General features: G+C 66.3%; 2 protein-coding genes. Both read right to left on the reverse strand.

The features are described from left to right. Positions 1-105 precede the first annotated feature (105 nt). Positions 106-1,413, reverse strand: a complete 1,308-nt coding sequence (locus IQ35_RS20615; protein WP_242003436.1) for an integrase — start codon at positions 1,411-1,413, stop codon at positions 106-108. A 1,134-nt stretch (positions 1,414-2,547) separates the two neighbouring features. Beyond that, a complete protein-coding gene (locus IQ35_RS20620; protein ID WP_092960436.1) occupies positions 2,548-3,927 on the reverse strand; it encodes a TniQ family protein in 1,380 nt (459 codons plus the stop codon). Between the last annotated feature and the right edge of the window lie 141 nt (positions 3,928-4,068).

Genomic DNA, 4,068 nt, shown 5'->3' on the forward strand with positions numbered 1-4,068 from the left:
TGTGAGCGGACGGAATTGACTGCAACGAGCCGATTTTGAAGCGCCCCAAGGACCGACAAAATTACCTGCAGTGGCCACGGCTACATTTCCGTTCGGCTTCACTTGTCACCTTCTCACCTTCCCCAGCATAGCCGCTGCGGCATTCGAGGCAGGGGCGAGCTTGCGTCCATAGCGCAGCGCGGTCGATGTCGATGTCCAGCGCAGCGCCTGGGCAACAGGGCCTGCATCGGCCCCGCTGGCAAATAGATCCTGTGTCAGCCCGACCCTCAACGAATGCGTACTGAGCGCAGCTATAGCGCGATCGAGCTTCTTGCCCATCAGCGTCACCAGACCCGCATCGGCTGCGGCGCGGGCGCGGCGCTTGATAATATGCCGCACAGCAGTGGGCGTGAGCGCTGCCGACCCGATCGCATAGGTGACTCCGGGATCGCGTGCTTGCACGGCGGCCATTCGCTCCCGGTCCACCTTCGCATTAGGCGCAAGATCGGCCATGGTCAGCGCCCGGCGCGCGAGAACTACTTTGCGTCGCCGCACGGCGATCCGGCAAAACAGCGGGCCTGCGCTAATTGCGCTCACATCGCGCCATAACGCAATCCGCCGCATGGTGTCTGGCGAGACCCAGACATAGCTCCCCTCCCCCAGCTGGTCGGTTTTGGATCGCTCGATATGAAGCAGGCCCGAGCCATCGTCCTGAAGCTGGACACTTTCGCAAGTAGCCGCGACCAGCTCGGACACCCTGAGCCCGGCATCATAGCCAAGCGACAGCAACGCCGCATCGCGCAAGCCCGGCGGATCGCCGCCACAGGCATCGAGCAGCGCGGTGAGAGTCAAGCCTTTGGCTGGCTCGCGGCCGATCTCGGCGCCGAACCGCAAGGGGCCCGCCTGGCGCTGCGCCACGCCCTGTCGCTTGCGCATGCCGCGCAAGGCATCGCGCACCAGCGGTGCCGCAGTCGCCGATGGCAGATCGAGGATACGGTGCACCGCGCCCAGCGAGGCAACTTTGCGCGAAATCGTTGCAGGACTTTGCCGCCTGGCCTCGAGATGGCCGATGTACCCGGTCAAGCGCTCGGGCGAAGCCGGGAGTCCTGGCCGAGGATGATCGAGGCAAAACCCGCTGTAGCATTCAAGATCGGCAGCCAAAGCGCGCAGTGTCGCGCTGCTGCGTGCGGCGAGCGCGGTGGTGAAGTTAAGCTCGGCGACCTGGGTCCCCTCCCCCAGCAAGGATCCGAGGACCGCGACAAGGCGTTCTTTGTGCGTCGGCTTCGTTGACCGGCGGCGTTGCGGCAGAATGCCTTCGCCCGAGGCGAGCACCGTGACAATTTCGGCGCTCGCCGCTGGAACAATAGCGGTGGGGAGTGTTTTGACTTTCCTTGGCGACGCTGCGCGGCTCATTTCCCGGGAATAGCCGCGCAAATTGGCAATGTCACTACCGATAAGATACCATTATCATTAGTGCGTAAAAAGACCATGCCAAGGATGGTGCAGTTAAGTCCTGTTTGCTAGACTTCCTGAAATGGCGAATTTCGAAGCCCATTTTACCGGATTCCATCCGCTCCAGTCGGACGAAGACGCCTCGCCCGAAGCGCTCATGCTGGCCCGTTCGCGCGCCGCGCTTTCATGGGGCCGACTGCAGGGGCTGGTAGCACATCTCGAGCCCGGCGTCGCCCATCTGCTCGCCGCCAGCGTCATTCATGCACAGCTGTGTGAAGCCCTGCTCCAGGCGGGTCATGCCGGTGCCGCCGCGCAGTTCGATCTCTGGTTTTGCTGCCTAGCCGCAGCGCCAACAGAAGGCCCGCACGTGTTCGCGAGGCCGTGGGGAATCGCCGATGCGATCCTCGCCGAACTGTCGCTGGCCCGCTGGGAGCCGGTCGCGCGGGTCGCGCAGCAACTGCGGGCGGCAGCCGGCTCAGATCACGGGATCGTCGGCCCCGCTGACGCGCTCTCGCCGCGCGAGGCGATCGCGCTCGCCGGCCAGCTGGCGAGCGTTGCGGAACAGCACGGCGAAAGCACCTGGCCGCTTGCGGCCATCGACGACCTCCATACGCAGGCTGCGGCATCGGCCCACTTCGCCCCCGCCGAACCCGAGCACCGGCTGCTCGAGTTTCCGGGCGGGCCGATGGCCTTCGCGCAGCCGCGCGCCAGACCGCCGCTCTGGGCAATCGATCTTGCGGCAGGCCAGGCCCTATCCGCCGCCACCCCCGGGATGGTCCCCCTCCCCTGCCCCGGCGCGCTGCGCGCCGAGGCACTGGCGCCCTGGCTCTGGCCGCGCGAGCGCGACATTCTGGTGGCCGACGCGCTCACGGCCTGCGCCGACCGGCTCGCCAAGCTGGTCGAACAGGCCCGGACGCGCCATTCCCACATGACCCGCGCGCTCGCCGCCCTGCGCTCGAATTCGCGCGCGCCCCTGCTCTACACCCTGCTCGCCGGGTTCGGGCCCTTGCGTCCGGGCCAGATCGAACGCGCGCTGCACCTGTCCAAGAACGGCGTGCGCGAACTGGTCAAATCGCTGAAATCCGCTAGTCTTGCCGATATCGAGCGGCATCGTGGTCAGATTCTGATCCGTGCGAGCTTGGCTGACGGCAAGGCGAGCGAGTCCGGTCCTGGACCGGGCCCGTCTCCCGTGCTCTCGGCCGAAAGCCTCGCCGAATTTGATGCAGCGATGGCCGCCATCGACCGGCTGCTCGCGCGCTCGAATGCGTCGCCATCGAACGAGTGACCCGGCAGGTCGAGAACAGTGCGAAACGCGGGATGGGCGAAGCGCCGGCTCAACCGCTCGTGCAACAGTCTCGGATTTCCCAGGCAATCCTCCCAAGGATCGGGGCGCCCGGTCGCCGGGGGAACGGCATCATCCGCCATTCCGCACTGTTTCAGGAAAAACAGCGCATCCTGGAACCCGCGTAAGCAGGTCAGCGGGGATTTCGCAGCACCGACAATCTCGGCCGCATAGCGGCGGCGCACCTCGCTCGCCAGCACCGCGCGCCGTCGGCGTAGCATTTGCGCCGCATGCACCGCAGGGTAGTTCCGCCAGGCCTGCTCAAGCTTCTGTCCGGCTACTTCCAGCACGTGGCGCTTGCGGCCAAGCTGACGCAGGCCCACCGCTGTGATCGCAGCCGCGAGATCCGCTAGCCCGGGCACGGAGCCGCTGGAGCCACGCCTCGCCGGACTATACACCGGCTGCGCATCGAAGCGGAATAGTCGCTCCACCCGTTCGGCTTGTTCCACATTGCTGCTGTGCAGCGCCGCCAGCAAGAGGTGGCGCGACGGCGCAAAATGAAACCGGTTGCCGACCAACGCCGCCATGTATCGCCTTGAAAACGCGTAGGAGTTGGGCTCACTGCCGCGCAGGTGGGCACGGGAAATGACGCGATTCCAGGCGAGGCGCGTGGCGACCAGGGTAAACCGCGCCATCTGCTCGCCTGTCCGGTCCACCGTCTCCTCCAGCAGCCGCTTCGCCGCCATCGTGCGCCCCAGCACCACGATGCTGCGAAGGTCGGTCAGCAGCAGATCGTGGTGCTCGCAGCGCAGGGCAACCCGCAGGATCCAGTTGCGTTCGATCCGCCACGGCGCGCCGCTTTCCAGCCAGTCGAGCCAACATTGCGGGCACCCGATCGAGCGCAGCGCCGGCGGCAGCAGGTCACCGCGTGTGCAGCCCACCAAAGTCCTCGAAATCGCCTTCTCGGGCAGGGCCGTCGCCCAGGCCAACCGCTCGACCATGACCCGGTGCCGCTGCGCGGTGCCATAGGCTGACGAGGCCAGATCGCAGGCGGCCAGCACTGTCTCGATGCCGAGATGCGCGAACAGCGCCTTGCGCGTCGTTTCGTGCCGCGCGGCGAGGCGCTGCAGCCAGGATTCGAAGCATTCCCCGGCCATCGGCCTGACCCGGTAGGCCAGCGGCTCTATCTCGCTCCTTCCCGCTCCAGCGCTCATCCCGGCACTCAATCCGGGCTATAGGGGGTAAAGAGCTGCAAGGCCTGGCTGATATCGTCATGCGTCACCAGCGCCCGATCGTGCCGTTTCGCAACCTTGGCCGACCAGTGCAGGATCCGCTTGAAATTGCCGGTTACCCCG

The organism is Sphingobium wenxiniae, assembly GCF_007830065.1.
Classification (GTDB): domain Bacteria; phylum Pseudomonadota; class Alphaproteobacteria; order Sphingomonadales; family Sphingomonadaceae; genus Sphingobium; species Sphingobium wenxiniae.

What these genes read in the sequence shown, in the direction of transcription:
- IQ35_RS20620 (WP_092960436.1), bottom strand. Translation starts at nt 3,927, where the DNA reads ATGAGCGCTGGAGCGGGAAGGAGCGAGATAGAGCCGCTGGCCTACCGG.